The sequence below is a fragment of the Sinomicrobium oceani genome, assembly GCF_900119185.1.
GTDB classification, from domain to species: Bacteria; Bacteroidota; Bacteroidia; order Flavobacteriales; family Flavobacteriaceae; genus Sinomicrobium; species Sinomicrobium oceani.
Genome location: NZ_FPJE01000001.1, coordinates 341,633 through 348,057 on the forward strand (window position 1 = coordinate 341,633; position 6,425 = coordinate 348,057).

5 protein-coding genes and 2 rRNA genes are annotated in these 6,425 nt (G+C 44.8%); all 7 read right to left on the minus strand.

Translation table 11 applies throughout. The features are described 5' to 3' along the window. Positions 1-9 precede the first annotated feature (9 nt). A complete protein-coding gene (locus BT112_RS01485; protein ID WP_072315518.1) occupies positions 10-564 on the minus strand; it encodes a glutathione peroxidase in 555 nt (184 codons plus the stop codon). A gap of 140 nt (positions 565-704) precedes the next feature. Then, positions 705-1,325 (minus strand): 3-keto-disaccharide hydrolase, encoded by a 621-nt coding sequence (locus tag BT112_RS01490; protein WP_072315519.1) that lies wholly within the window; start codon positions 1,323-1,325, stop codon positions 705-707. Next, entirely contained in the window at positions 1,322-2,101 is a 780-nt protein-coding gene (locus BT112_RS01495; RefSeq protein ID WP_072315520.1) for a 3-keto-disaccharide hydrolase, read from the minus strand. The genes BT112_RS01490 and BT112_RS01495 overlap by 4 nt, the downstream gene beginning before the upstream one ends. A gap of 38 nt (positions 2,102-2,139) precedes the next feature. Further along, entirely contained in the window at positions 2,140-3,498 is a 1,359-nt protein-coding gene (locus BT112_RS01500) for a Gfo/Idh/MocA family protein (protein WP_072315521.1), read from the minus strand. 105 nt (positions 3,499-3,603) lie between these two features. Then, a complete protein-coding gene (locus BT112_RS01505) occupies positions 3,604-5,916 on the minus strand; it encodes a LamG domain-containing protein (RefSeq protein ID WP_139275922.1) in 2,313 nt (770 codons plus the stop codon). Positions 5,917-6,137: 221 nt separating this feature from the next. Beyond that, positions 6,138-6,245, minus strand: a 5S ribosomal RNA gene (gene rrf / locus BT112_RS01510). A gap of 75 nt (positions 6,246-6,320) precedes the next feature. Beyond that, positions 6,321-6,425, minus strand: a 23S ribosomal RNA gene (locus BT112_RS01515); the annotation flags it as partial.

The following is a 6,425-nucleotide window of genomic DNA, read 5'->3' on the forward strand; positions in this document are numbered from 1 at the left end:
TGAATATACTCAACTTTTAATCCAATCGGTTATCGAAGGGTCATTAGGCAATGTTCTGGGAGCAATCACTTTTACAAGATGTCCGGATTCGTCTACAAGGTACTTCTGGAAATTCCACTCCACTTCCGAATCTTCCTTACCGTTTTTCGATTTTTCCGTCAGGAACTGGTACACCGGGTGCATATCTTTTCCTTTCACCGAAATCTTGCTCATCATCGGGAAGGTAACCCCATAATTCTGCTTACAGAAAGCCGCGATTTCCTCATCGCTTCCGGGCTCCTGTCCTCCGAAATTGTTTGCAGGAAAACCTACGATTACAAAATTGTTGCTCTTATAAGCGTCGTACAATTCCTGCAAACCCTCGTATTGTGGGGTAAGGCCACACTCACTCGCCGTATTGACCACCAGGATTTTCTTTCCTTTCAGTGTACTGAAATCAAACTCATTGCCATAGAGGTCTTCTACTTTAAACTGGTAAATTGTCTCCTTGTCCATATAATCTTCTTTTTGAGCAAATACTGTTGCAAATAACAATATAAATGCGGGAACCAATAGTTTTTTCATGTTATGAATTTTATATCTAAAGGTAATTATATTTGAGAGCATTACAAAAGACATTATGAGAAATAAAAATCCCGGATACCGTCATTTTTTCAGAAAAATGCGGTGATCCGGGATTTTCGTTCCGTCCCTGAAGCGGGAAATTACTCGTTCTCGGGGAGTTCTTTCAGGGTTACTTTCTTCCAGTACACCTTTATTCCTCCTCCATCATGAATCTGGAGTGCTATTTTTCCGTTGGCTTCCCCTATTTTTTCATCTTTGAAGTCAACCATTTGTTCTCCGTTGAGCCAGGTCGTCACGTGATCTCCCTGAACCCTGATCTTCATATGGTTCCATTCCCCGAATTTCAACACCTTTTCTTTTTCCGGATCGGGTTTTATGAGCCATCCCCTTCCGTAAGACTCATATATTCCCCCGGTGTGAAGGTCGGGCGGAGCTACTTCTACCTGCCATCCGGAAATAATAGTCCCTTCGATATCCGAACGGAAAAATACTCCGCTGTTCCCATTGGCTTCCTGACGGAATTCCACATCCAGTTCAAAGTTTTTATACTGTTTTTCCGTTGCGAGATAGCCGTATTCTTTATCAGGTCCGCTTTCGGACACCAATAAGCCGTCTTCTACATACCATTTTTCCGTCCCGTACTTCTTCCATCCGGTCAGGTCTTTTCCGTTAAAAAGTTCGGTTTTTCCCGAGCTGCACGCTCCGAGCACCAACACAGCCGTACATGCGGCCAAAAGGTTTTTTAAAGTCATTTTTCTCATCGTTTTCTTATTTTTATATTCTTATACCAGATAAAACTTCCGTGATCCTGTAATCCTATGAGTCCGGAGCGGAATTTTCCGTAATCGGGAAAGTCTTTCCACTTCCCTTCATTTTTACGTTTTTTCCAGTCTTCCGACCAGGGTACGAACGCTACGGTTTCTTTACCATTGAGCCAATATGTTACTTTTTCGGGTGTAAACAGTATACGGGTAGAATTCCAGGTCCCCGAAGATTTTACGGCTCCTTCGTAATCGGGTGTATACATTCCGTAATCGGCTCCGATAGATTGCCAGTCCTCGAGTTTTTCGGGAAAACCGGTCTGATCGATCACCTGATATTCCGGGGCATTAAAATACGGGGCCTCATACTGTACTCCTTCCTGCACATGGTAAAATATACCGCTGTTTCCTCCTTCGGCGATCTTCCACTCTACGGAAAGTTCGAAGTTTCCGAAGGGTTCTTTTCCGTACACAATATCTCCACCGATATCCCCGCCTCTTCCGAGCGACTTCAAGGTACCTTCTTCCACGATCCAGCCATCGGGTAGCGACTCCGCGTTAAACCCTCTCCAGCCGTCTGCTGTCTTTCCATCGAAAAGCAACATCCACCCTTCGGAACGTTCTTTTTCCGTCAGGGTATTGTCCTGTTTACCGTTTGACGCAGAGGGAGTTTCTGCCTGTGCAGCTTCCTTTTGCGCCGATCCTTCTTTTTTTTCGGTTTTGCATGCCCCCAGACACAGCAATGCCATACTGAGTACTATCAGTTTCTTTTTCATTTCTACTAATTTATAAAATAAATTCAATGCTGTTTTTGTCAGGCGATAACTTTCATCTTTACAGGGTCCCACTGTATATAGGTATCCTGAAAATAACTGTCATTACACAAAAGTGCAGGCGCAGCGGCCCTGAATCCGAACACGGGATCTTCTACAACCGTTCCCCCGTGACGTATAGCATGAAAAAAGTTGGCAAAATGGTCGTAATGAGCCCCTTTATATCCTTTTTCCGCACGATATACGGTTTCCGTCGGAGGCAGTATTTTTTTGCGATCTGCATAACTGACGGCTTCTTTCGCTTTTTCCTCCAGGAAAGGATCACTGTCCGAATGATTGTTTCGCTTCAGAGTTACATCATCCCAGGTTACCTCCATGGCTCCTTTGGTCCCAACGATCTTCAGGTAAGTGGATCCGCTGGTACCATCTACAAAATTGCAGCGTAACGAAAGATTAAAACCGGGATGTTGCTCCGATTGGGGGTAATTGAATATCCCCAACAGCACATCGGGTACTTCACGGCCATCTTTCCAGTATCGCAGTCCCCCCATAGCAGATATCTTGTCCGGACCGTAAGAACCGGTAATAAAATGCAAACTGGAAAAGAGATGGACAAAAAGGTCCCCGGACATTCCCGTACCGTAATCGAGATAATTTCTCCAACGGAAAAAACGAAGCGGGTCAAAAGGACGCTTTTCGGTATTGGAAATAAACCGTTCCCAGTCTACCGTCTCTTTATTTCCATCCTCAGGCACGGTATATTGCCAGGCCCCGAGTGGTGAATGCCGGGCCCAGAAACCTTCGGCATAGTTGATCTCTCCTATGGCTCCTTCGGCGAGAAGTTGCCGGGCTTTTTCGTTTCCGAGAGAGGAAAGTCCCTGGCTACCGACCATAAATATCTTTCCTGACTTTTTCCAGGCCTTGATCAGCTCATGTCCTTCATCTACGGAATGCACCATCGGCTTTTCGCAATACACGTGTTTACCAGCTTTCAGTGCATCGATACCTATCTGTTTATGCCAGTGGTCGGGAGTTCCTATAATAACGGCATCAATATCATTTCTTTTCAGGATCTCTTTGTAATCCCGGGTTTTAAAAAGATGGTCTCCCCAACGCTCCGAAGCTTTATCGAGACGGCCGTCATACAGATCACAGACTGCAACAATTTCTATGTTATCGTGTTCAAGCGCCGTATTCATATCTGCCACGCCCATTCCCCCCGCACCTATAAGTGCCAGTTTCAGTACTTTTTCTTCGGAAAAATACGACAGCCTTTCGAGGTAGTTGACCTGCTGTCCGTTTTTAATAACGGTATTTCCGGCGAGGATTGACGGAGTTACTGCAGTCGCTGCTCCGGCCAATCCGAGGTTTCTTAAGAACGATCTTCTGTTGTTCTTCATACTCAGGTTGATTTTAAAATTTTATGAAGGTAAACTTACCCGAACACGGGATATCAACCGGGGTAATATTAGGGGTAATGACCAAAAAAAGATGTGAAAATATTTTTAATGACCGGGAAAATCAGACGGATAGACTTCTCCGTAAAAGTTTTCATATAGTCTTTTGTAGTGCGCTATAGTTTTTCCTGCCAGCGTATGTTTCCCGTTCTTGACCAATATGGCAACCTTTCGTTGTACCGCAGGTTCGTATAAAGGGTCGGTAGTGAGAATGGCCCGGAGGATGAGAAGCTCTTCTTCCTCCGAGAATTTCCCCGGAGTTTCAATGAAGGGAACCAGGATATCCAATACCCTGTTGGCGTAGTCGGACTTAAATTTATCTATCCACTCCACCTCGGTCTGGGGCAGCATGGTTCCCCTGCTGACCATTTTTGCCCAGGTGAGCAGGTCCTGCCGTTCCGGCAATACTTTGCTTTGCGTTTCATGAAACAGCGGGATCTTCCGGTGGAGCTCCCAAAGATCAATCTCTACCGTATCTCCTGCTTCCATTCGCCACATTTTATTGGCATATACGATATGCAAATCGAGTTCTTTACCGAAGATATTACGGATCTCCTTGATATGGGTACTCCTGTTGTTTTTTACACTTTCCGAAGAAAATCCGGGCCATAACAGGCTTCCCATTTTTCTTGACGACACTCCGCCTTCCTTTATCGTATAAAGCAGTAATAGCAGTAATAATTCTTTCCGCTTTGGAGAAAACCGGAATGTCATATCCATTCCGCTGACCCCAGTGATCCGGAACTCGTCCAATAACTGGATCCTGGATTTCAGACCGGCTGGATCTATGTCTCGCTTCGGTAAGACCGGGCCGGTATCTTCCGCAAACCCAGCCGGGCGCCCTGTCTTTCTCCGTCTACGGAAAAAGAAAAAGATCCAGGTTCCAAGAGCTAAAGCCGTCATACTCCCCAGAATGTAAGGAAGTACGGAAGCGGAAGCTGTTTCCGTAAAACCCGAAGCATAGACCTTTGCAACTTCCTGGTCGCTGAGTGCCCTGTTCCACACATAAAACTCACTGAGTCTTCCTTTGAAATACTGCCCCCAAAGGTTGGAGCCGATCAGTACCGAATGATTGGTCTGCTCGAGCTCTGAAGCAAGGATGTCATCTACCGGTTTACCGTTAACATAGAAGTATATTTTTTTATCCTGCGAATATACATAAGTAAGGTGTACCCATGAACCGGTTTTCAGTGGCATCCCTTCTCCCGAATGGTCTTTTAGCCCCGGTGTGGTAAACTGCAATTTACCGTTGAATATTTTTGCGGAAAATGCCTCCCCCTTCCCGATAAGGCTCAGACTCCCCTGTATTTCTTCGGGTTTTACCCATGCCGATATGGAAATCTCTTTAAAATCGGTATCTCTGGCCTCTCTGAAATCAATATAGCTTGTTTTTCCATTAAAAAAAGCTACTTTCCCTCGCTCCGGGTCATCCACAAAACGAACATCCGTATAGATCCCGTTATCATAAGGAGCGACTCTGTTTGCTGTCTGCTCCTTAAACGGAAGGTAATACCGAAGCCCCTCTTTAATGTCATAAGCATAGGCTTGGAAAACTTTAAAACGGGGAGCCATACTCCCACTAAATGAAAATATATCCGGGGAAAACCAGTAGCCTCGTTTCTTGGGTGATAATTTATATAATGTCGTCACCACCGGACCACAGGATTTCACTCCGGGCAGTTCCTGCCATTTCACATCGCGGAGCGGCTGATTTCCGAATTGAACATCGGCATGATAGAATGACATCCGTGAAATACTATCGGCGTAAGAGCGCCACAAAGCCGGATTATCGGTACGGATAAAATTGGGAAGTTTACCTTCCTGTTCAAAAAGGAGCTTATGCACATTTTTTACCGTTTCCTTGTTTTCCTCTCCGCGGACATCCACAAGAGTCAGGAGCTCACAATGTTCTTTTTCCGACAGCAAACCTGTCTTATAGTTCGTTTTATTGATCCAATGAGACAAGGCCCATGGAGAATCTGTATCATCCGTAAAAATAAACAACCTGCTGTTCTTAACCGACTCCCACAAACTCGTGCTGTCCTTTTTTAAATATGGAGACAATCCGGAAGTTTCGATTTTCGAATGTAACCGTTTATAATCTCCTATAACCATAAGCACCAGTATTTCCGGAGAGGTTTCATCTCCGAGAAAAGATTGCATGATACGGAGCTTTTCCCTGGTGATTTCTTCGGGAGTACAGGTAAATGCGCGGTATCCGTTTTTCAGGCGATAAGAAAAGTCTTCCAGTCCGCTTTTCTCCATAAGCACCTGATCCGACAACGATTGTCCGAGGCTATGCTCAACTATAAGCACAAGCAACAGAAAAGAAAAAGCTAAAGAAAATTTAACGGCAGGCATTCGGTTGGCTGATTCCAAAATTTCCCCTAAAGTATAAAAAAAGAAAGGCTCTTCAAAACCTGATTTCAAAAAGTTAAGGCTGCTGTGATAGCCTTTTGGTTAAGGCCTTCGAGCGTTCTGAAAACGACCTTTCATTTTGTCTGTTCTGGAATTGGACTGTATGTCCACATCCCTGACTTTACGGCATAAAAAAACCCTTCACGTCTTGTGAAGGGTTTCGAAGAAGGCGGCGACATACTCTCCCGCTCTCGCAGTACCATCTGCGCTCATGGGCTTAACTACTCTGTTCGGTATGGTAAGAGGTGAGCCCCATGGCTATAACCACCTTAAATCTATGGCACAAAGGCCGATATCGTAACATATTGAGATAAAACAACACCATAAATACTAAAGTAAACAAGCGGTATTATAAGTTTACGGGTAATTAGTACTACTCGGCTAACACATTACTGCCTATACACCTGTAGCCTATCAACGTGGTCATCTCCCACGACCCTTTAAAGAAATCT